This is a genomic window from Tenuifilum sp. (assembly GCF_037481895.1).
GTDB lineage: Bacteria > Bacteroidota > Bacteroidia > Bacteroidales > Tenuifilaceae > Tenuifilum > Tenuifilum osseticum.
In genome coordinates this window covers 121,867-145,300 of sequence record NZ_JBBFKU010000002.1, presented here as the reverse complement: position 1 = coordinate 145,300, position 23,434 = coordinate 121,867, and the positions used below count along the sequence as shown (strand labels likewise).

Here is a 23,434-nt window from a genome sequence, read left to right as displayed (position 1 = left end):
TCTTGTGGTATCGCTTACTAAGCCCACCGCCACGTTCCACCCCCGACCCATTGCCGGGTCAGGCTTTTATGCCACGGTGTATGGCACTCCGTGTTGGTTGAGGAATCGCATTAAAGAAGAGTTGAGGGTACTATGAGATGCTTTGCCTAACTCAGTATGACAAGGGAGCAGAAGGGAAGATACGGTTTTGTCATCCCGAGCAAAGTCGAGGGATCTCATAAAAGGTTGAAAAGAGATGCTTCGACTAGCTCAGCATGACAATAGATTCACGAACAACGAACAACTATTCACAAACAACGCTTCCAGCCCCGTAGGGGCGTAATATTTGTAACACCATGACTATTCCCACATGTATAGCGATGCACGCAATACTTTCTCCAAAGAGCATCACTGAGACTTTGCATCGCAACAGAAAAATCATTACAAAGAGCGATTGCCGAAAAACCAATCAAAAGGGGATGAAGGGAGATAGAGATGCTTCGGCTAGCTCGGAATGACAAGGGAGCAGAAAGGAAGATAGGGTTTTTGTCATCCCGAGCAAAGTCGAGGGAACTCTTCAAAGGATTGAAGAGAAAAGAGCAATGAGCTGTTTAGGCTCAATCTTATCCGATTTTTTGGTAATCAACTTAAAAATTTACATGGCTAAACTACATTGTATTAAGTTTTCTATTATTTTTGTATAAGCATTAAAATTTTCTTTAATACATCTATACAAGATACAAAATATTTTTCACAAATATCGTTACTTTTAATAATATCTTATTGAAAAGGGTTATGAATATCATTGAAACAAAACACCGTTTAGAGTATCTCGATTTCCTTTTACGTAGCGGTAAGGCAGGAACAGCAGCGGAAATAGCTAGTAAGCTGGGGGTTAGCGAGCGCACGGTAAGGTGCTACTTTGAGCAGCTAGCAATCATTAATGTGCCCCTTGAGTACGACCATGAACACCGAACCTGGAGGTACTCCCGTCCGGGTAAGTTAACGCTATCCTTTATTGAGCACGAGCCCAAAAGCCATACCGATAGTAATAGCAAAGCCATTCTCCCCCCCCCCCCATAAACATGTTATAAATCATATTTTTAATTTCAAAACGGAAGTGTGGCTGCCGACCTACTAATTTACTTTGTGTTAACTAATCCATTAAAAAACAGCGCTGGGTGGATTGGTGGGCGGTAACCGAAAAGCCTGGGGCATTCCCTATGAGTAGGAAAAAATTTAACATTACTATGAAAATTGTAAAACCGTTATTACTAATTACTTTGTTATCCTTGGGGCTTAGTAGTTCTTCACCAGCAGTTGAACAAGAGGTTGCTTGTGTTAAGTATTCTATTCAGTGTGATGCAGGTTCTTTTAATGGGACCATCTGTGGAAGAACAACAACTGAAATTGTAGGCAAGGTATTAGCAATAGCTGATATTGTTTGCCAGTAATGAAAAGGGGGTAATGTTATATCCATTACCCCTTTAAATTAAATTTATAACTATGCATTAAAAAATTACAAACCATGAGATATTTAATTAATATTTTTATCTTTTTAGTTTTTTCCCAATTGCTATTCGCACAAAAGTATAAGCAGATTGATGTGTCCCAAAGGAAATTTTATTATGAATATACATTTTTCGAGGAGCACGGAAATCCTAATTCGGTGAAATCGCATCAAATGGTTTTAGAGGTAGGTTCTCAATGTTCGAAGTTCTATAGTACAAGTGCAATGTATGCGGATTCTTTATTTATGTTATACGCAAACGAGCCTTCCGATGTGGCTTTTTCAAAATTACTACCTCAGGTAAGCGGCTCGCCAGTTCCTGCGTATTGCAATTACTATGTTTATAAGAACTACCCTGAAAAAGGAACCACGTTATTTACAGGAACCGATATGAGTATTGAAGGTAATTTCTTAGTAAACGAAAAAATCAAGTTTAACTGGGAAATTGACAATAACTCGGATACGCTAATAAATGGACTGTCTTGTATTAAGGCTAAAACCCAATTTGCTGGGAGAAACTATATTGCATGGTTTACATTAGCTATTCCAATTAACGATGGACCTTATAAATTCTATGGATTACCTGGGCTAATTGTTTTTTTACATGATTCAAAAAAAGAACATGTTTTCAAACTTGTTTCAATGAAAAATGTAAAGAAACCCATCTATTTTGTGGATAAAGATTTTATTTCGACCGATGCAAAAGGATTTGTAAAAGCGCTTGAAGCAAGTAAAGCAGAATTGATTAGGATGCTTGATAACGTAACGTTTTCGGATGATGCAATGAAGTACAAAGCAGTTATGAGAGTTCAGCGGAGAAACAATTTTATTGAACTTTATTAGTTAATATGTATAAAATTGGCTTTTTAGTTGCAATATTTTTTACTTGCACTTTAACCTTTGCGCAAAGCACAATTGAGGGGAAAGTAAAGTCTTCCGACGGAGTTTTTGTTAGTGATATTTCTATCACTTTACATCCTAAAGATAACACAAGTAAAATTCTTTCATACTGCTACTCAGACGAAAACGGTGTTTTTGTTTTGAAAATTGACAGTAAATCGGATTCTCTTTTGCTATTCTTTAGGTCTCTGCAATTCAAGGATACAGCTTTACTAATTTCAAATTCGAACCATAAACTCTTCATAACATTATATCCAAAAATTAATAACATTGATGAGGTTAGGGTAGCAAGTTCTCCAATTAGAGTTAAAGGCGATACAATTAGCTATTTAGTTTCATCTTTTGCAACGGAAAACGATTTTTCGATTGGCGATGTTATTGATAAGATGCCTGGTTTTAAAGTAGATGAAAATGGGAAAATTTCATACCAGGGAAAGGAAATAAGGAAATACTATATTGAGGGTATGGATTTGTTGGAAGGTAATTATTCTCTAGCAAATAAAAATTTGCCTCAAACCAGCGTAGCATCCGTTGAGGTGTTGTTAAATCATCAGCCAATAAAAGCAGTTGGTACTGCAATACCCACCGATGAAACAGCATTAAATATAAAGTTGAAAAATAATGTAGCTCTTACAGGTGTGGCTAAAGGAACAATTGGTCAGAAACCTATAATGTGGGATGTGAATACTACTCCAATGGCTTTTCAAAAAAGACAGCAAATAATTTTATCGTGGCAAAATAATAATCTGGGGAATAGTATGTTCGATCAGCACCAGTCAATAACAATCAACAATGGAGAAGTTGATGGACTTTATACAATGAAGGATACCTATGTATCAACCCCAAACATTTCCTTTCCCAATGTAAAAAAAGCTGTTTTTACTGATAATAATACTAATTTAATGACATATAACCAAATAGTAAAATTCTCTAAAGAAGTTGATATTAAAATAAATGCTTCGTATCTAAAAAATAGGATTGATGTAAAAAAGCTCGTTTCCAGAAGTTACTTTTTAACAGATTCCATATTTACTATTAATGAGAATCAAACTAATTCATTATTAGGTAGTAGTTTCATTGGAAATATTACTATAACTAAAAATAGCAAATCGGCATATTTGAAGAATAAAATAAATTACGGTGGGTTTTGGGATGAAAATGAAAGTAGAATATCAAATACTAACTTTTTTCAGGATATTACTGCAACTCCTTTTCACCAAACATTAACAAATCAGTTTGAGTTAGTTATCCCCATTCAAAAATATTTTATACAGATGGGATCAGTTGTTGATTATAACTATTCTCCACAGGACTTATTTATGCGTTCAACAGTAAGTTTTTTTAATAACTTTGGTGATAGCTTAATACAAAAAATATGTAATCGCACGTTTAATACCCTAAACTCTATTTCCTTTACATTGCCAATAGGCAATTGGCTATTATCATCAAATATATCATATAATTACAAGAATTTTATTCATAATACGTCAATGATTGATAAAGGAAAAATAGTAGACATTGATTCATTAAGAAACAACCTGGATTGGAAGAATTCTAGTGTAAAATTGCAGGAAGAAATAAATTATACCTTAAAAAAGGTGAGGTTCATCCTTAAATTTCCAGTTTTATTCTCTAAAATCGAAGCGAATGATCCTTATCATGATCTAAAATTGAATAAATATTATGTTACAGTAAACCCATTTATTTCTTTAAAATTTAACTTATTTAAGTCCATTACGTTTTATTCTAATGCGGGATTCAAACAAAGTACTAGCGAACCTATTGAAATGCTTCGGGGATATACTATTCCAAGTTATAGAAATTTGAATGTTAACTATATTGATTTTGCTTTAAACAATACATTTTATTACAATTTTCATGCAACATTTCGAATGCCATCGGCTGGACTATTTGGTTCGTTAAGTTGGGACTACTCAAAACAGCATAAAAATGCTATAAACAATCATGTAATATACCCAAGTGGATATATAATAAATAGCCTAGTTAATCAAAGTTCAATTGGCAATAACCAATCGCTTAATAGTAGTTTAAGCTGGTTTATTAACGCTATTAAAACCACATTGAAAGTTGAATCAATATACTCTTTTACTAATATTCCAATTTTAGTAAATAACATGCAACAAGTTTTTAGGGTTAATACCCTTTCATTAACACCTTCAATGTATCTAAATTTTAGTTCTTTTTTTAATTTAAGATGTTCCAGTGAAATTATAAAAAGTAGAGCCTATTATGGAAATTTAAAAAATGAAACTGTTGATTATAACAATGAACTTGATATATATTTTTTAATAAAGGCAAAACACATATTAGGTTTAGAAACAAATCTTTACAATAGTAAGACTAAAAATCTTGAGCGCAATAGTGCCCTAATTTCAAATTTATTCTATAAGTACAACCCCTCAAGGAGTCGTCTTACTTTTGAATTTAAAATTAGGAATTTATTCAATTCGAAAAGATACCTACAAATTTATAGTTCCGAAAGTGAAACAGTAAACACGTTGTACTATTTACACCCCCGTGAGTATTTATTTACTGTTGGTTGGACTATGGGTAGAAGTAGGTAATAATTTAGGTGTTAGATTTAAACTGAAAATGCATTCTTTTTATACAATAAATATCTCACATTTGACGTTATCAGTATTATATTTAATCAAAATGTATGAACATTGTTGAAACAAAACACAGTTTAAAGTATCTCGATTCCCTTTTACGTAGCAGCAATGCAGGAACAGCAGCGGAAATAGCCACTAAGCTGGGAAACAGCGAGAGCATTTGGGATTGGCATGTTACAAATGTTAGCTATGTGAAACTTGAAGGTGCCAACCATGGTACATGTATCATCAGCTACCAATACTATAATACTTGGGGAAACCCCACTGATAGATATGATGAAAAATATGACTAATAAGTAAACAACATGAAAAGATTAGAAACCCTTGAATCTGTCTCATTAGCGGATTCTGATTTAAATCAGATAATGGGCGATGACCGTACTTTAAGGTTTGAGCACTGGCACCCCGTAGGTGGTTTTACAGATGAAAACGGTATACAATACACTGTACAACAAAGGTGTACATGGTGGGGGTTTTATGAAACCACCCAAACAAGAACAGTAACCGACTAAACATTTCAACCTAGCACCAACATACCAATGTAGGCCTGTTGGTGTGGTATAACCTGTTACTCATTATGCTTTTTTTATATTTTCTTATTTTACCCTTTGTGTGGAGTTTTCCACTCCCTACCCAAAATCAAAGCGGGTTGACCCTAAGGGTGATTGATGTATACACCGCAGAACCCAATCAGGGATGTACCATCTGGTCAAATGGAATTGTAAGCGATAACATAAATATCATGATGACAGCCGAAGTGTTTAACTTCATGAGGGTTATGAACAAGTGGAAGAAAATTCCCCATTTTTTTCTAGCGATATTTTACAAAAAATACTTTCCCCTTACCTTGTTTTATATCTTCTAGAAAAAATTAAACTGACTTTTTAAGGATTGACTAACTATAAATAAAAGCATAATTATGAGAAAATTAATATTACTTATCATTCTTGGTATTATAAGTTCATCTTCATCTTCTCAAATAAGGAAGAACAATACAAATCTTTTGCTTATTGATGGGTATTTGTATGGTAATATAGTTGAAAAACCAGAACTAGAACGAAATAATATATACAAACGCGAGGGTGTTTTTACATTTAGCTATAGGTATTTTGATAAAAATGGTAAAGAATTTTTCTTTTCTATTAATAAAGATCAAACTTGGGATTTCGTAGATATAAATCGGGTAAAAGATAATGTTGTTAAAGATTTCAAATTAGAAGTTTTGAATTCTAATATGAATTTTACAGATCCTATTTATTATCAAACGTGTATATCATACATATTTGATAAAAATAATCCATATAACCCAAAAACGGGATTAATTGAGAATGAACGAAATATTTGGTTTCATCCTCCGAGGGAGTATCTGTTTCAAATTTTAGAATTAAATCCTTACCCATACATTAAATATCCCTTAGAAATTGGTCATAGTTGGAACTGGAAACTTAAAATAGGTGATTCATGGGGTGATAAACGCTGGAAACTTTGGAAGGGTATTGTAGAGTTTAAGTATAAGTACAGTATTGTTGCGAAAAAAACAATTAAAACAAATTTGGGAGATCTGGATTGCTTTGTAATTGAAGGTGAAGCTGAAAGTACGCTAGGTAAAACAAAACTAACTAGTTATTTTAACAGTAGGTATGGTTTTGTTAGGTTCGATTACACCAATATTGATAATTCCCAACTTCAAATTGTCTTAAAAAGCGTATCATATCCAATGTTTAAGTTTTTTTAAACTATGGAATGTCAATTATTGTGGGGTAATTGATAGTCAATATTATTTGCAGTAAAACACAAACGGGTTTCAGGCCTTAATGCCCAAATTTGGGGTGAAAGACATAAATTGTTACTTTAGCCCTTCAAAATATGTAAAATGTTTTCATTCCCCCACTACTCCCAGTACGATGCCATGGATTGCGGCCCAACATGCCTGCACATGGTTGCAAAGTACTATGGCAAACATTACAAGCTGGATACCCTCCGTGACAGGAGCCATATTACCCGCGAAGGAGTAAGCCTGCTTGGAATTAGCCGTGCGGCGGAGAGTATTGGTTTCCGTACCATGGGCCTTAAGATTGGTTTTGAGCAGCTAATAAATGAGGCTCCGCTACCAGCCATTGTGCACTGGAACAAGAACCAATTTTTTTATATTTCTAATAATTTCTTTGACTTTTATAGTTTAATTATTTTTTTAAAACATAAATATTATGAATAATTTAATTATTAATTCACTCTTTTATGCAAAATATTTTTTTTTATTTTCTATTATAAGCCTATCATGCACTAAGATGAATACTGATTCAGGTTTAAAAAACAAAGTAGTTGTTATAATACATTCAGATAGCTCTAGGACAACAACCATATTTAATATCGAGTCAGTAAAATTTATTGGTAAGAATCAAATAACATCGTGTCTCCCAGATGATACTGTATATATTGATGTTAAGCCAGTTGATATTATTGTTGTATGGAATCCAACAATATTTGCCGATACTATTCTAGTAGAAGAAGGGGATAGCATTTTATTAAATTTTAATAAAAATAATTATTCTAAAGAGATTATCCGTAAAAAAATGAGAATTTACTCTAGTATGCCTTTTTACAATGAGTTTAAATCAGCCTTTTGTAAAAATAAAAACATTGACTCGCTTGAAAATTTATTTTTTCAAGTTGACTATTCAAACCCTTATGAATTCTCAACGGACTTAGTAAAGCTTGTCGATTACAGATTAATAATAAATAAACCAATGGTAGTTGGTGGAGAAAAAGTAATGAAAGAACTAGTGAAACAGAAAATAATAAATTATAATAAAATTGAATATGATAATTCATGTAATATTCCTTTAAATTATTTTTATGTATATAAAGAATTATACAGAACAAAACTTTTTGATGATTTTTATAAGTATGCAAGGATTTGTAAATACGACTTTCTAAATGATATATTGCTTTCAAACATATTTTTAGGAAATTATTATTCAGACTCCACATACTCTCTTGGCTATTTGAAAACAATTTTCTATGGTGGTATAATTTTTAATCGTTATCATAGTTATAACGATGTATATTATAAAATTGATAGCGTTTTAAAGGATACCTTATTGCAAAAATATGCAAAGTTGATCTGTTTGCGAGAAATGTTAAACGAAAACACTCTTGAATTTAAAAAATGCTTTAATAAATTTCAGATGGATTATAAAGATGAATACCTTAACAAATATTTGATGAAAGAACTTAAAGACTACGACTTAGCAAATTCAGCAGATTTTAAACTAATTCCATATAATAGAATAAAAAATACGGTTGAATATGATAGTATTGTGCTGAACAATAAAAAATATATTGTGTATGTAGATTTCTGGGCAAGCTGGTGTGCGCCCTGCAGGCATGCCATGCCAAGCGCAAAAAAGTTAAGAGAGGAGTATAAAGCTAAGAATGTGAAATTTGTATATATATCGCTTGATAAAAATATTAAAAGTTGGGAGAATGGTATTAAACAGTGTGACTTGAACGATAATGCAATAAACTATTTGGCTACGAATTTTGAAAATTCAGGTATATACAAGGATTTAAAAATTAATAGCATTCCTCGTTACCTGATTTATAAGAATGGTAAACTGGTAGAAGCCAACGCACCAGGCCCAGAGGGCAATGGTATTCGAACACTGTTGGATAAATATTTGAAAGAGTAAATAGAACTTATTTTTCAAAGCGGAAGTGTAGCTGCGGATATGCTTGTTTACTTTGTATTAACTAATCCAGAAAAAACAGCGCTGGATAGATTGGTAGGCGGTAACCAAAAAGCCTGGAAATGGAATTAATTCGAATTAATTATGTTTAGAATTTGTCTTTTGGCTTTTATCACTCTGGGCATTGGTCTGAATATGGCCAATGCTCAGGATTGTATAAAAGGTGTTGTAAAATCGAGCGAAACTAAAGAACCTATTCCATTTGCCTATATTCTATCTAAAGATGGATCACTAATTTCCTATGCTGATATAAATGGGAACTTTTGTGTCAAAGATTCAATAGCAGATTGTATTATTTATTGTATGGGATATGATTCTCTTTTAGTTAATGATTTAAAATTTGGTGATGATGAATATTATTTAAATCCTAAGCATTTTGCAATTGAGGAAATTGAGATTGTTGGTATTAAACTACAGCCTTATAATGTAATGCTACAAAAAGAAAAGTTGTTTCCTTGGACTAAAGTAATTGGGTTTTACTATAGTCAGGGTTATATTATAAAAAAATTGATAAATGGTAATAAAACGCAAGGTCGTTAAAAAAATATAATTGTTTACACGGATACTACTGGGAATCCTTATTCATATTTTAGAATCAAGTTATATAAGAATAACGAGGGGCAATTGGAGAAGAAGTTACTCCTAGCAATATTATTGCGAAAGGCGCTCCAAATAAGCATATAATGATAGATGTTACTAATCTTAATGTTATTTTTCCCCCAGAGGGTTTATTTATTGGTATTGAAATAGTTGAGGCGGAAAATCAACCATATGTGCGTTATTGGGGGGCTCAAAAAAATATTAAAAGGATTCATTATGGTCCATCGATAGGAACTATAACACCAAAGCATTTAAATAATGGTATTGTTTATTATTATAATCCAAAGGTGAAAGTTTGGGTAAGAGAAATGAGATTTATTCCTTTAATATCAGCAGAAGTCACATATTTTAAAAAAAATGATTTTGATTCTATCAAACCATTTGGACTTGTCAACTCAAAACGTTTGCAAATGGTTAAAGTATAAAGGAGTTGAGTTTTATTATTTAGGGATTGAATACTTATTTAAAATTTAAGAGAAGCCTGGGATATATTTTGTCTTAACCCCATAATTAGCTGTACAAAAATTAACATTTGTTTAGGCAATAGTTTTGTATCTTCGCAAAAAGCAATTCATGTTCAGGTCGATTTTATTAGTTGGCATCGGTGGTTTTCTGGGTAGTGTGTCGCGTTTCCTGGTGAGCCGGTATTTCCAGCTGCACACGCTTAGCAATTTTCCTTGGGGAACCTTTACGGTTAACATTTTGGGCAGCTTTATTATCGGTTTGGTTTTTGGCCTTTCGGAAAGGAGCAACCTAATCTCGCCTGAGTGGCGTTTGTTCTTGGCGGTGGGCTTTTGTGGGGGGTTCACCACCTTTTCGTCGTTGGCAAACGATGCGTTCATTCTTCTTCAGGGTCGCGAATTTTTATATCTTTCAGTTTACACGGCAGCCAGCTTCTTCTTAGGACTGCTTGCGGTTTTTGCCGGTCGCTACATCATCCAAATTATCTAACGCTATGGAAAATTACAGCAAAGCACTCCGATTACGTATCTATATTAGTTCAACCGATAAGCTGAAGCATTCGCTTCTTTTCGAAACCATTGTTTACCAAGCAAAACGATATGGCCTGGCTGGTGCCACCGTTTATAAAGGAATTATGGGGTATGGCGCCAGCTCGGTAATCCACTCCTACAAGTTTTGGGAAATTACTGAGAAATTGCCAGTTACCGTTGAGGTGGTTGATAAGGAGGAAAATATCCGCAATTTCTACGATAAAATTAAACCCTTTCTTGAGGATATGCGATACGGCTGTATGGTAACTGCTGAACCCATTGAGGTGTGGCTCTATAAGGAGGGAACTAAACGCGATTAGTAAACATATTGCCGCTCAATCCTGACAATCACCCGGTTATTTTAGTTAAACTTCGTTTAGTAGCTTGCTGATTATTCCACATTTAGCTACCTTTGTGGCCTTAATTTTAACAGAGTTATTGACGTAAAGTAAAATAAATCAAGCAACTAAATCATTTCACATAGTATGAATATTGTTAGGGAAGATATCGATTCGTTAAACACAACCATTCGGGTTAAGGTTGAGAAAAACGACTACGCTGAAAGTGTTGAGAAAAGCCTGAAGGATTACCGCAAAAAGGCAAACGTCAATGGTTTCCGTCCGGGAATGGCACCTATGTCGCTTATTCGCAAGATGTACTACCGCTATATCCTGGCCGATGAGGTAACCAAGTTGGCATCGGATAAGCTTTTCGATTTTATTAAGGATAATAAGATCCGCACCCTTGGTGAACCCATTCCAAGCGAAAAACAAACCCCTATTAACTGGGAAACCGACGAGACCTTTGAACTCGCATGGGATTTAGGTATTGCCCCAGAAATTGATATCAAGTTTACCAAAAAGGACAAATTCCCATTCTACAAGATTTTACCGAACGACGAGATACGCAAGAGCTACATCGACAGCTACCGCAACCGCAACGGCAAGTATGTAAGCGTTGAGGCTACCGATGATAAAGGGCTGGTTAAGGCAACCCTTACCGAACTCAACGACGATGAATCGCCACGCGAAAACGGCGTAACCGTTGAGGGTGCCTCTATTTCCGTTGCCCTTGTTGCCGATGAGAATGAACGTAAAAAACTCACCGGTGTTAAGGTTGGCGATGTGCTTGTAATTGATACCCATAAGGCATTCCCCAACCAAGCCGACAGGTCGGCGCTGCTCCGAATCAAGAAGGAGGAGCTGGCAAACGTTAACCCCCTATTCCAGCTAACCATTACTGAAACGTTAACCTTTGCCCCCGCTGAGCTTAACCAGGAGTTTTTCAATGCGGTTTACGGTGAGGGTGTAGTAAATAGCGAGGAAGAGTTTAATAAGAAGATTGACGAGGAGATTGAGCGCAACCTTGCACACGAAAGCGAATACCGCTTTGGTATCGACCTTAAGGAAAAGCTGCTCGAGAAGCTTAAAATTGAACTACCCAAGGATTTCCTAATCCGCTGGTTGGTTGCCATTAACGAGGGCAAGTTCACCCGCGAGCAGATTGAGAGCGAGTTCCCCATGTTTGAGAAAGACCTTAAGTGGCAGCTCATAAGCAATAAGGTTGCCGAAGAGCAGAACTTTGCTGTCACCAACGAGGAACTGGAGGACTTTGCCATGGGATACGCTCGCAGCCAGTTTGCTGCCTACGGCATGAGCTTCCTCCCCGATGAATACATCAAACGTTACGCTGCCGATATTCTCAAGAACCGCGACGAGGTTCGTAAAATCCAGGAACGTATTCTGGATAAAAAGGTTATTGACTGGTTCAAGGCTAACGTAAACCTGGACACCAAGGAGATAACCATCGACGAGTTCAACAAGCTTAAGTAAGAAAGCAAAACACAGCAAAGCCGGTTTGTAAGCCGGCTTTTATTTTTTGGTTTGTTAGTAAATTATAACCGCTCCGCTTTTTTGTTTTAACAATTGTGATTATTTTGCGTTACTAATACAAAAAATTTAAGACCATGAGAGAATTTGAAAAATATGCAATAAAGCACCGGGGAATTAATAGCCTTACACTACATCAGTACACTTCGATGTCCAACGGCTACATCTCACCAACTATCATTGAGGAGCGTCAGCTCAACATTGCCACCATGGACGTGTTCTCGCGCCTTATGATGGACAGGATTATTTTCCTTGGCGTTCCCATTAACGACGATGTGGCTAACATCATTCAGGCGCAGCTGCTATTCCTTGAATCGACCGACCCCTCGAAGGACATTCAAATCTACATAAACTCACCCGGTGGGGGTGTTTACGCTGGCTTAGGTATTTACGACACCATGCAGTACATTAGCTCCGACGTAGCAACCATCTGCACCGGCATGGCTGCATCGATGGCAGCCGTTCTGCTTACTGCAGGCGAAAAGGGGAAGCGAACCGCCCTGCCCCACTCACGTGTAATGATTCACCAGCCCATGGGTGGAGCTGAGGGTCAAGCTTCCGATATCGAGATTGTTACCCGCGAAATACTTAAGCTCCGCGAGGAACTTTACGAGATTATTGCCACTCACTCGGGCAATCCCATTGAACGTATCCGTAAGGACTCCGACCGCGACTACTGGATGACCGCGCAGGAAGCTCTTGACTACGGTATGATTGACGAGGTTCTTATGCGTAATAAGAAGTAATTTGTAACCCGAATAAAAAATGAAGGCTGCAGAAAGTGCAGCCTTTTTAGTATCTACTTGCTTTTACTTAACAACCAGGGTAACAACTCCTGTTCCGCAAAGGCATTATCCCAGCTATTATGCCCCACTCCAGGGTAAACCGTAAAACGTACATCGCCCCTTGCCTGTTTTATGGCATCGACCATGCGCTGTGAATGATATACGGGGACAACATTGTCGGCCTCGCCGTGAAATACCCACATTTTAACCCTTTTAGCGTATCTATTTACATTTTTAGGACTGCCTCCGCCACAAATGGGAAATGCAGCAGCAAACATCTTAGGCTTCCGGGCAAGCAACTCAAAGGTACCCATTCCTCCCATCGATAGGCCGCCAACGTATAACCTATTCCTATCAACATAGTTCAACTTTACGAGCGAATCCAGAAGTTCAATAACAGCAGCCATTGCAGGGGTTGGCTTCCCCTTAGCTGGAAAATCAAAGGCCCGATTACCATCGGACTGGTTTACAATATCTACATTAGCCCAGTAGCTATCGGCAGGACATTGCGGAAACACCACAATTGCGGGATATTTTTCCATAACAGAGTCGGAAGCAAATAGCTTAGCCCCATGGGTAAGCTGCTTTTCATTATCGGAGCCCCGTTCACCAGAACCATGCAGGAAAATAATCAATGGGTATTTTTTGCTAGAATCAAAGTTTTTGGGATACAGAATACGGTAGGGCAACTGGATGCCTTTAGATTTAAACATCTCTGCCTTATACATTTCACTAACCTGCGAAATTGAGGCATTTGCAATTATGACAATGATAGCTGAAATGATTATCCTTTTCATTTTCTCAAAAATTACTATTGGTAAAGTTAATGAATCATTGTTTAAAGTGTGCTATTTTCGGTAGTATTTGGTTTTTTTGTAACCATCAACTTAAAACTATCACAGGGCTACACGGTGATCACAACGAACAACCATCATTATCTGTTGTCTTCTAAAGCTCGCCTAAGCATCACTTTGTACCATCACTTCCTTAATGCCTTTTATCGTTCTTTGCAATGTTTTTCCTTTGCGATGCAACGTTTCAGTGTCGCTCTTTGGAATGCCATAGCGTGCATCGCAATACATATTGGTGTAGGCTTGGTGTTACAAATGTTTCGCCCCTACGGGGCTGGGAACGGGTCTCGTTGCTCGTTGTTCGTTGTTCGGAAAACTGTTGTCATGCTGAGCTAGCCGAAGCATCTCTTAGTACCCTCAACTCTTCTTTAATGCGATTCCTCAACCAACACGGAGTGCCATACACAGTGGCATAAAAGCCTTACCCGACAATGGGTCGGGGGGGGAACGTTGTGGTGGGCTTAGTAAGCGATACCACATGAGCCACGCTGCAGGCGTGGCGAATAGTATCGCGTGGCAGTTCCACCCGCGGGGCACCCATCGGGTCGGGCTTTTCAGCCTTGATTTTCTTTGGTTCTTTCTTGTATCAAGACAAGAAAGAACATGTAAACCGCTCTTTGCCATACTTTTCTGTTGCGATGCAACGTTTCAGTCTTGCTTTTTGGCTTATTTATTGCGTGCATCGCCATACTGGCGGAGGTAGCTCTTTGGTTACAAATATTACGCCCCTACGGGGCTGGAAGCGTTGTTCGTTGCTCGTTGTTCGTTGTTCGTTGTTCGGGAAACTTTTGTCATGCTGAGCTAGCCGAAGCATCTCTTTTTACTTTTATTCCATTTATACCTCTTGATTGGTTTTCTGGGAATCGCTCTATGTCATACCTTTCTGTTGCGATGAAACGTTTCAGTCTTGCTTTTTGGCTTATGTATTGCGTGCATCGCCATACTGGCGGAGGTAGCTCTTTGGTTACAAATATTACACCCCTACGGGGCTGGAAGCGGTCTTCGTTGTTAGTGAATCGTTGTTCGTAAATGCCATTCTGTGTAACACCGTGTTACACTGTGTAACTCTGTGATATTTGCTGTTGCTCAGTTAATGAGACGGTTGTCATCCTGAACTTAGTGAAGGATCTCTCTCTTAAGTGCAAAATGAGATGTTTCGCTAACGCTCAACATGACAACCCTATCACGAGCAACTTTCAATGAACAACTATCTTTGTCATCCTGAGCGCAGCGAAGGATCTCAGTCAAGGGCAAATTGAAAAATGAGCAAAGGGATGCTTCGGCGCAGTCTATCCCGATAAATCGGGTCTAAGCTTGACAGAGAGATGTTTCGCTAACGCTCAACATGACAATATTCTCAAAAACAACAATCAACCAGCAACTAACAGTTACATTTTTCCGTTATCGGCAAAGGAGTAACATTCGCCATCGGTTACTATTACATGGTCGAGCAGGGTGATGTCAAAGAGTTGTGCAGCATTCTTAAGCTTTTCGGTTAGCGCGATATCCTTATCGCTGGGCTGGGGGTTACCCGATGGGTGATTGTGAACCACTATAACAGCCGAGGCAAGCCGCTCAACGGCGTGTTTTAACACCAGCTTTGGGTCAACCACGGTGCCCCCCACTCCACCCTGACTCACCTTTACCCTTTCAATTATCCTATTGGACTTATTCAGAAGCAAAACCCAAAACTCCTCGTGTGGCAAATCGGCAAGGACAGGTTGGAACAAATCGATAACGCTCCGGCTTGAGAAAATCCTTTCACGGTTTATTGGCCCCTCAGCATTTCGCCTACGACCAAGCTCAAGCGCTGCCAGTATGGTTATTGCTTTGGTTCTGCCAATCCCCTTTATTCTGGTAAGCTGATGCAGGCTCAGACGAGCAAGCTCGTTGAGACTGTTGTTTACCTGCCCCAGTAACCGTTGGGCCACATCTACTGCGGTCTCGCTTGCATTACCAACTCTGAGCAGAATAGCAATCAGTTCTGCATCGCTAAGGCTTGAGGCTCCTTTTCGCTCCATTTTCTCGCGTGGACGGTCGTCCTCGGCCAAATCTTTTATGGTTAACCGCTTTTCGGAGTTTTCCATGACCATGGCTTTGAATAGGTTACATAAGTTAAACAGAACGGAAATAAAATGCAAGCAGTTTTATCAAAATCAATATAAATAGCAATATATTTGATGTTACTAATCAAAGAACACTATGCAAAGTAAGAACCTGATTCGCTCAGCGCTGCTGGTGGCAATTGTTGCCCTGGCTTACTATACCTACACCCAAATTGTGGCAAATAGTTCCAACAATTTAACCTTTTCGGCCGACTCGGTTGTTTTCAAACGCGGTTGCCTACATCCCGACTCATCGTGTTTTAGGGTTGCTTACCGTTTCCCTGTTCCCGTTGGTAAGGGTAGCTCCCGTATTGAAAAGCTAATTGTAAACGATTTTGTGGGAAACATGGATGAGGAAATTGATAGAAACGATTTTGCTCACCTAAAGGATATGCTGGTAAAAAACTCCATTAGCTACGACAGTTCCTACGTAGAGTTCCTGAAACAATTTGGTACTGGCGTTGAGTGGTATATTGATGTTGATTTTACACAGATTTTACGTACAAACCGATTGATTACTTTCCGTTACGAGCAATCGAGTTACACTGGCGGTGCCCACGATATGTATGGTTACCATTACCTTAATATCGACCTAAAAAAAACAAAAATCCTAAAATTGACCGACCTGTTTACGGATATGGACCGCTTCAAAGCCATTGCCCAAAAGGCCTTTACGGTTCAGTACCTGAATAATCCTGCCGACAAAACCGAATACTGGTTGGCCGACGATGGTTCCTTGGTTCTTGCCAATGAGTTTGGTTTAACCAGTAAGGGCTTGCTGCTCCATTACAATGTTTACGAGATAGCTTGCTTTGCTCGCGGCGATATTGAGCTGTTAATCCCCTACCCTGATTTAAAAGAGATTTTGGTTGATGCTTACCGAAAGGAATTGATGAACTAAAACCCAAGTCTTTTTTACAATAACTTAACTAAAGAAAAAACCGACAGTTAAAACAGTTGTCGGTTATGTTTTTAAGGAAATCTTATTTACTCCCGCTGAAACTTACCCAGTCTGAGGAATTCAACGGTTTTGTCCATCTCCTTATACATTATCCTATCCTGCTCAATAAAACCTACGATGGAACGGTAGCTGGCAATAAATTCCTCAAGGTAGGGCGATGATTTTGCAGGCCGACGGAACTCAAGAGCCTGGGCTGCATTGAATAGCTCAATGGCCAGTATGCGCTCAAGGTTATCGACCACCCTAAGTAGCTTTGTTGCTGCGTTGGCACCCATGCTAACATGGTCTTCCTGGCCGTTTGAAGAAACAATGGAATCGACCGATGCGGGAGTGCAAAGCTGCTTGTTCTGGCTTACCATGGCAGCAGCTGCGTACTGTGGTATCATAAAACCGGAGTTTAGTCCGGGATTAGCAACCAGAAATTCGGGTAAGCCGCGTAAGCCAAGAATAAGTTGCGCTGTTCGGCGTTCCGAGATGTTGCCAAGCTCTGCAAGGGCAATGGCAAGGAAATCGTATGCTAAGGCCAGCGGTTGCCCATGGAAATTACCACCCGAAATTACCAAATCCTCATCGGGCCAAATGGTTGGGTTGTCAGTAACCGAGTTTATCTCGGTTAGCAATACTCCTGCCACGTAGTTAATGGCATCCTTTGATGCTCCGTGCACCTGTGGAATACACCGGAATGAGTAGGGATCCTGAACGTGCTTTTTGGGGCGCTTTATGAGCTCGCTTCCATCAAGTATTTTTCGGAAAGCACGGGCCGTTTCAATTTGTCCCTGATGCGGCCGAACATTTTGAATATTTTCATGGAATGGGTCAATACGACCATCGAACGCCTCAAGTGAAACTGCGCCTATTATATCGGCTAGCTTGGCCAGCTTAAAAGCCTTAACCATGGCGTAAACGCCATGTGCACTCATAAACTGCGTGCCATTAAGCAGGGCAAGCCCTTCCTTCGACTTCAGTTCAATGGGCTTCCAGCCAAATTTTTTGAGTACATCGGCAGCCGAAACTATTTGGCCATCGTAATGCACCTCACCCATACCAATTAGCGGTAGGAACAGGTTTGAAAGGGGCGCCAAATCGCCCGATGCTCCTAGTGAGCCACGGTCGTAAACAACGGGAATTACATCGTTATTGTAGAAATCAATAATACGCTGAACGGTTTCAACCTGAACACCCGAATGTCCTAACGATAGTGCGTGAGCCTTAAGGAAAAGCATCAGCTTTACGATTTCGGGCTTAACCATATCGCCTGTGCTGCAGGCATGCGACATAACAAGATTTTTCTGCAGCTGTGAGAGTTCGTCCTTAGAAATGGTTTTGTTGCATAGCGAACCAAAACCAGTGGTAATACCGTAAATAGGGGTCTCCTCATTCTCCATCTTACGGTCAAGGTAATCGCGGCACTTGGCTATAAGCTGGCGCGATTCCTCAGAAAGTTCAAGGGTATGAGGCTCGTCAATCAAATTTTCAATTACATCCCAGCTTAAGGGCTTGGGCGATATGGTATGAACTTTTGCCATGGTTAATGAGTGATTTTCTTATAGGTTCAACTTGATATGTTCTTCAATGCCATCAAAAGGAATGGTAACCTGATTGCCGGTTGCCATGTTTTTAACCGAAAACTGACGGTTTTGAATTTCGGTTTCACCTGCAATTACCATAAAGCGAATGTTGCGCTTGTTTGCATACTCAAACTGCTTTTTCACCTTAGCAGCATCGGGGTAAATCTCAACGCTAATTCCGGCATCGCGGAGCTTACGGGCTGCAGGCATGCAGTATGCAACCTCAGTTGTCCCAAAGTTTGCAAACATTACCTGTGTGGTGGAGGTAAGACTCTCCGGGAAAAGATTTAGCTGCAGCATTACATCGTAAATGCGGTCGGCGCCAAACGAAACCCCTACCCCGCTCACATTGGGTAAACCAAAAATACCGGTTAGGTCGTCGTACCGGCCACCGCCACAAATGCTGCCAATCTCAGCATCCCGGGCTTTTACCTCAAATATGGCACCGGTGTAGTAGTTAAGCCCTCGCGCAAGCGAAAGGTCGAGTTCCACCTGTGTTGATAAGCTTCCCCAAGCCTCAATGTATCGGAAAAGTTCCTCCATTTCGTCAATTCCTTTCTGGCCTAAGGGGCTGCTCTGCAATACATTTCGCAATGTGGCTAACTTTTGGTTGTTGCTGCCCTGTAGCTGAATTATGGGTTGCAATTTCTGAATGGCAGCCTCATCGATTCCGCGCTCACGCAATTCGGCGTTAACAGCATCAATACCTATCTTCTCAATCTTATCAATTGCTACAGTAATATCAACCAGCTTATCGGCATGACCAATAACCTCGGCTATTCCGCTTAGTATTTTGCGGTTATTTACCTTGAGCAGGGTGCGCACGTTGAGCTTTTCAAAAACCTCATTGATAATAAGCACCAGCTCAGCCTCATTAAGCAACGAGTTTGAACCAATAACATCAACATCGCACTGGTAGAACTCGCGGTAACGACCCTTTTGTGGCCTGTCAGCACGCCAAACGGGCTGTATTTGGTATCGTTTAAAGGGGAAAGTAATCTCGTTCTGGTACTGCACCACAAATCGGGCAAAAGGAACAGTAAGGTCGTAACGCAAACCCTTTTCGCATATTGCTAGCGATGCGGCATTTGAGTTGCCTGGTTTCAGTAGGCTTGGCTCAACCTTATCGATAAAATCGCCTGAGTTAAGAATTTTGAAAAGAAGTTTGTCGCCTTCGTCGCCATACTTGCCAAGTAGGGTTGAAAGGTTCTCCATGGCAGGCGTTTCGATTGGCGAATAACCATACTTGCTAAAAACTGTACGAATGGTATCGAAAATATAATTCCTCCGAACCATCTGCTCAGGACCAAAATCGCGAGTTCCCTTGGGAATGCTTGGTTTTGTCTTTGCCATTGTGTTGCTGTTTGAAACGACTGCAAACCTACAATTTTTTTGGGAGAAAAAGGCAAATGAAGGTTAAAGGAAGTGCATGAATCGTTAAACGTGAACCGTGAACCGTGAACCGTTAAACGAAATCTAATATCACCTATTGTCATTCCGAGTCCCGATATATCGGGACAGACTATGCCGAGGAATCTCAATTGTGAAGAATCGTTAATCGTTAACCGTGAGCCGTTAAGCGAAGCAGAACAGCAAAATGCTACGCTTGTCATCCTGAGTGAAACGAAGGATCTCTATTTATTAATCGTTATGGAGATGTTTCGCTAGCTCTCAACATGACAATACACTCACGAACAACCATCAACCGTCAACTATCAACCATCAACTATCAACCATCAACTATCAACCATCAACTTAATAAAAAAGGCCACCCAAAACAGGTAGCCTCTCCCTTGCGAATAGCATTAAGGATTATAGCCTTGTGAGCATCTCCTTGAAAATTCTTGTCATCTTTTGTTCGGCCATGGCTCCTACCTTTTGAACCTCCTCGTGCGACACCTCAACAATTTTGCCTGGAACACCCAAATCGGTAATAATGGATATGGCAAACACGGGCAGGTTCATGTGACGGGCAACAATAACTTCCGGAACGGTTGACATGCCCACTGTGTCACCACCAATAATACGGAAATACTGATATTCCTTAGGTGTTTCAAAGGTTGGGCCAGTAGTTCCCACGTAGCATCCAATCTGCAATTTGAAGCCCAGTTCAGCCCCAATCTTTTGGGCTAAGGCAATCAAATCGTGGTCGTAGGGTTTATGCATGTCGGGGAAGCGGGGTCCAAGCTCATTGATATTGGGACCTAAGAGCGGATTGGGCATTAGGTTGATATGGTCGTTAATAATCATCAAATCGCCAATCTCAAAGTCGGGGTTTACGCCCCCGCTGGCATTTGATACAAAAAGATACTTAATGCCAAGGAACTTCATCACCCTAACCGGGAAGGTTACCTGTTTCATATCGTAACCCTCGTAGTAGTGGAAGCGGCCCTGCATGGCTACAACCTTTTTACCGCCAAGGGTGCCAAATATTAATCGTCCCGAGTGTCCTTCAACAGTGGAAACAGGAAAGTTAGGTATATCCTTATACTCCAATGCCTGTTGATTTTCAATTTCACGAACTAAGCCACCCAAACCGGTTCCAAGTATAATCCCCACTTCGGGCTCAATGGTAACCTTACTCTTGATATAGGTTACTGTTTGGTTTATTTTCTCCAACATAATTGAGTATTTGACTGTTAAACCTATTTTCGTTGTTACTAATAAAGTAAACCTCAAGCGGCAAGTAGTAAATCCTACTTTTTACATCCGATGGCAGGTTTAGCCCACGAATTCGAGCTGCATCCTTTTCGGTGGTTACCAACTTTACATCGTTTGAGGTGACCTCAAAAATAGATAGAATTTCCTTAACCGTAAAATTATGATGGTCGGCAAAGGTCTTCTTTCCTACCAATTTATAATTTTTTTCGAGTTGATGGTTAAATGAGTTGGGATTTGCTATTCCTGATAAAGCGAAGACTGTTTCATTTGGATTAAATTCACAGTCTTCGTAATTGCTAAAAACAGCCTTTGGCTTACCATAGCTCACTGAGGTAAAATAAATATCCTGGTTTTGCTTGATTTTAAGCCTCTTGGCTATTAACTTTTGCTGATGGGTTGTAAGGTTATCGGGACATTTGCTCACTATAACAATATTGGCCCGCTTAATCTCTGAGATGCTGTCGCGTAGATTCCCGGCAGGCAAAAAGAAATCGGCGTAAACCGGTCGGTTGTAATCTACCATTAATATGTTAAGCCCTGCTTTTATCCAACGGTGCTGGAAGGCATCGTCCAGAACAACAACCTCGGTCTCAGGGAACGAGCCCATTATCTCCACCACGCCATTTAGCCTGTCCTCGTGCACGGCACAGGCAACATCGGGGTGTTTGAGCTTAAGCTGAAGGGGTTCATCGCCTACCTCAACGGCCAGCGACGATTGCTCAACAATTCTGAAACCTTTGGTTTTACGACCATACCCACGGCTTAGCAGTGCCGTTTTATAGTTGTTTTTTAGTAAACTTATAAGGTAATCGGTATGCGGGGTTTTGCCTGTTCCTCCCACGGTTAAGTTACCAACACAAATGGTTGGAAGGTCGAACTCAAAGCTGCGCAGAACATTGATATCAAAAAGGAGGTTTCGAATCTTTACTGCAAACCAGTAAAGCAACGAAAAGGGCAAAAGTAAAAGACGAAGCTTTTGCATGGTTTTACTGATAAAGTTACTACTCAAATTTAAGTGTTTTATCGGGGCTAATCCGCGAAATTACCATCGAAGGCACCACCAGCATAGCCACCCCAACGGCAAATGCTAAAACATTCAAAACAATTACATGCCACCAAACAATGTTGATTGGCACTTCGGATAGGAAGTAAAATGCCTCATCGAGCTTAACTATACCAAACTGCTTTTGCAAAAAGCAAAGTATCAAACCCGCTGCGGTTCCAATAAAAAGTCCGCGTATCATAATGAACGCCGACTGTATCAAAAATATCTTTCTAACGCTACGGTTCGATGTTCCCATCGATTTCAAAAGGCCAATGGTAGATGTTTTTTCCAGAATAATTATGAGTAAGCCCGAAATCATGTTTATTGCTGCCACTAGCAACATTAAAACAATTAGCACGGCAGCGTTAATATCCTGCAGGTTCAACCAGTCAAAAATATTTGGGTACTTATCAATAATGCTTTGAACCTTTAGCCTTGAGCCATCGTCGAGGAAAACAAAGCCTGCAATGTCATCAACCTCAACCCATAGGTCATCAACCCTATCGATATCATCAACCAAAATCTCAAATCCTGTGGCCTGGTTCTGGCTCCACCCGTTGAGCCTTTGGATGTGCTTAATGTCGGAAAGCACAAACATTTTATCGAACTCAACCATTTTGGTATCGTAAATACCAGCAACCGTAAACCTTCTATAACGGGGTGGTTCTTGAACAAAGAACATATCGTAGGTATCGCCTACCTTTAACTTTAAAAGGTTTGCCAGCGTTTTGGAAATAAGCGAGGCAGCGGTTGTGGTTGAGTCGGTAATTTTGAAAATCGCCCCATCAACCAGGTTCTTTTGGAAAAAAGTCCAATCGAAATCGGAATCTATTCCCTTTAGGACAACTCCTTGAATATCGGTGTCGGTTTTTATGATACCTGCCTTTATGGCAAACCGCTGAATATGCCTAACTCCTTTTACTTTTTTTACCTCATCAATTACCGGAAGGTTTGTTGGTATGGGATTGGTTTCAAGCGATTGGTTACTGTCGTAGTTTGTTATTTGAATATGGCTTCCAAAACCCACAACCTTTTGTTTAATCTCCCTTTTAAAGCCGGTAATAACGGCAATGGCCACAATCATAACGGCCACGCTCAGGGCTACTGAGGCAATGGTAATACGGATAAATGGCCTCGATAGGCTTTGGCTATCGGAACCGCTTAGAAATCGTTTTGCTATGTAGCTTTCAAAACTCACTTGTAGTT

The 23,434-nt window shown here is 39.4% G+C and carries 21 protein-coding genes and 1 pseudogene; 15 read left to right on the top strand and 7 right to left on the bottom strand.

The features are described 5' to 3' along the window. Positions 1-774: 774 nt before the first annotated feature. The 14 genes and pseudogenes from WHS63_RS01305 to clpP all read left to right on the top strand — a co-directional run bounded on the left by WHS63_RS01305 (position 775) and on the right by clpP (position 12,998). Positions 775-1,062, top strand: a complete 288-nt coding sequence (locus tag WHS63_RS01305; RefSeq protein ID WP_445203554.1) for an HTH domain-containing protein — start codon at positions 775-777, stop codon at positions 1,060-1,062. Positions 1,063-1,229: 167 nt separating this feature from the next. Further along, positions 1,230-1,433 carry a hypothetical protein gene (locus WHS63_RS01300; protein WP_369491003.1) on the top strand — a complete coding sequence of 68 codons (204 nt, stop codon included), beginning with the start codon at positions 1,230-1,232 and terminating at the stop codon, positions 1,431-1,433. Positions 1,434-1,507: 74 nt separating this feature from the next. Next, positions 1,508-2,332, top strand: coding sequence for a GLPGLI family protein (locus WHS63_RS01295; protein ID WP_445203553.1), 825 nt, complete (start codon positions 1,508-1,510; stop codon positions 2,330-2,332). Positions 2,333-2,337: 5 nt separating this feature from the next. Beyond that, entirely contained in the window at positions 2,338-4,974 is a 2,637-nt protein-coding gene (locus WHS63_RS01290) for a hypothetical protein (protein WP_445203552.1), read from the top strand. Between the two features lie 95 nt (positions 4,975-5,069). Further along, a complete protein-coding gene (locus WHS63_RS01285) occupies positions 5,070-5,315 on the top strand; it encodes a hypothetical protein (protein ID WP_445203551.1) in 246 nt (81 codons plus the stop codon). 626 nt (positions 5,316-5,941) lie between these two features. Continuing rightward, a complete protein-coding gene (locus WHS63_RS01280) occupies positions 5,942-6,757 on the top strand; it encodes a hypothetical protein (RefSeq protein ID WP_445203550.1) in 816 nt (271 codons plus the stop codon). A 138-nt stretch (positions 6,758-6,895) separates the two neighbouring features. Further along, positions 6,896-7,174: pseudogene (locus tag WHS63_RS01275) on the top strand (cysteine peptidase family C39 domain-containing protein); the annotation flags it as partial. Positions 7,175-7,229: 55 nt separating this feature from the next. Continuing rightward, a complete protein-coding gene (locus WHS63_RS01270; protein WP_445203549.1) occupies positions 7,230-8,714 on the top strand; it encodes a TlpA family protein disulfide reductase in 1,485 nt (494 codons plus the stop codon). 141 nt (positions 8,715-8,855) lie between these two features. After that, positions 8,856-9,311 carry a hypothetical protein gene (locus WHS63_RS01265; protein WP_445203548.1) on the top strand — a complete coding sequence of 152 codons (456 nt, stop codon included), beginning with the start codon at positions 8,856-8,858 and terminating at the stop codon, positions 9,309-9,311. A 143-nt stretch (positions 9,312-9,454) separates the two neighbouring features. Then, entirely contained in the window at positions 9,455-9,796 is a 342-nt protein-coding gene (locus tag WHS63_RS01260; protein WP_445203547.1) for a hypothetical protein, read from the top strand. Positions 9,797-9,944: 148 nt separating this feature from the next. Continuing rightward, entirely contained in the window at positions 9,945-10,322 is a 378-nt protein-coding gene (gene crcB, locus WHS63_RS01255) for a fluoride efflux transporter CrcB (RefSeq protein ID WP_445203546.1), read from the top strand. Between the two features lie 4 nt (positions 10,323-10,326). Further along, complete coding sequence (locus WHS63_RS01250) at positions 10,327-10,683, top strand: DUF190 domain-containing protein (protein ID WP_445203545.1); 357 nt, start codon at positions 10,327-10,329, stop codon at positions 10,681-10,683. Between the two features lie 165 nt (positions 10,684-10,848). After that, the gene (tig, locus tag WHS63_RS01245; RefSeq protein WP_445203544.1) at positions 10,849-12,195 is read left to right on the top strand and encodes a trigger factor; all 1,347 of its coding nucleotides are present in this window, start codon (positions 10,849-10,851) and stop codon (positions 12,193-12,195) included. 134 nt (positions 12,196-12,329) lie between these two features. Next, entirely contained in the window at positions 12,330-12,998 is a 669-nt protein-coding gene (gene clpP, locus WHS63_RS01240) for an ATP-dependent Clp endopeptidase proteolytic subunit ClpP (protein ID WP_369490978.1), read from the top strand. A 53-nt stretch (positions 12,999-13,051) separates the two neighbouring features. Here clpP and WHS63_RS01235 read toward each other — a convergent pair whose 3' ends face one another. Together WHS63_RS01235 and radC are read right to left on the bottom strand one after the other, a co-directional pair. Next, a complete protein-coding gene (locus tag WHS63_RS01235; RefSeq protein WP_445203543.1) occupies positions 13,052-13,834 on the bottom strand; it encodes a prolyl oligopeptidase family serine peptidase in 783 nt (260 codons plus the stop codon). 1,442 nt (positions 13,835-15,276) lie between these two features. Continuing rightward, positions 15,277-15,975, bottom strand: a complete 699-nt coding sequence (radC, locus tag WHS63_RS01230; RefSeq protein WP_369490968.1) for a RadC family protein — start codon at positions 15,973-15,975, stop codon at positions 15,277-15,279. Positions 15,976-16,090: 115 nt separating this feature from the next. Between radC and WHS63_RS01225 the strand changes: the two genes are divergently transcribed. Further along, positions 16,091-16,894: a DUF3298 domain-containing protein gene (locus WHS63_RS01225; RefSeq protein WP_445203542.1), complete on the top strand. Its 804-nt coding sequence runs from the start codon at positions 16,091-16,093 to the stop codon at positions 16,892-16,894. 86 nt (positions 16,895-16,980) lie between these two features. Here WHS63_RS01225 and hutH read toward each other — a convergent pair whose 3' ends face one another. The 5 genes from hutH to WHS63_RS01200 all read right to left on the bottom strand — a co-directional run bounded on the left by hutH (position 16,981) and on the right by WHS63_RS01200 (position 23,426). Then, positions 16,981-18,480: a histidine ammonia-lyase gene (gene hutH / locus WHS63_RS01220; protein ID WP_445203541.1), complete on the bottom strand. Its 1,500-nt coding sequence runs from the start codon at positions 18,478-18,480 to the stop codon at positions 16,981-16,983. Positions 18,481-18,498: 18 nt separating this feature from the next. Then, positions 18,499-19,875: a histidine--tRNA ligase gene (hisS, locus tag WHS63_RS01215; protein WP_445203540.1), complete on the bottom strand. Its 1,377-nt coding sequence runs from the start codon at positions 19,873-19,875 to the stop codon at positions 18,499-18,501. Between the two features lie 459 nt (positions 19,876-20,334). After that, positions 20,335-21,144 carry a purine-nucleoside phosphorylase gene (locus tag WHS63_RS01210; RefSeq protein WP_369490727.1) on the bottom strand — a complete coding sequence of 270 codons (810 nt, stop codon included), beginning with the start codon at positions 21,142-21,144 and terminating at the stop codon, positions 20,335-20,337. After that, complete coding sequence (gene lpxK / locus WHS63_RS01205) at positions 21,101-22,165, bottom strand: tetraacyldisaccharide 4'-kinase (RefSeq protein WP_445203539.1); 1,065 nt, start codon at positions 22,163-22,165, stop codon at positions 21,101-21,103. The genes WHS63_RS01210 and lpxK overlap by 44 nt, the downstream gene beginning before the upstream one ends. A gap of 19 nt (positions 22,166-22,184) precedes the next feature. Continuing rightward, positions 22,185-23,426 (bottom strand): ABC transporter permease, encoded by a 1,242-nt coding sequence (locus WHS63_RS01200; RefSeq protein ID WP_445203538.1) that lies wholly within the window; start codon positions 23,424-23,426, stop codon positions 22,185-22,187. Between the last annotated feature and the right edge of the window lie 8 nt (positions 23,427-23,434).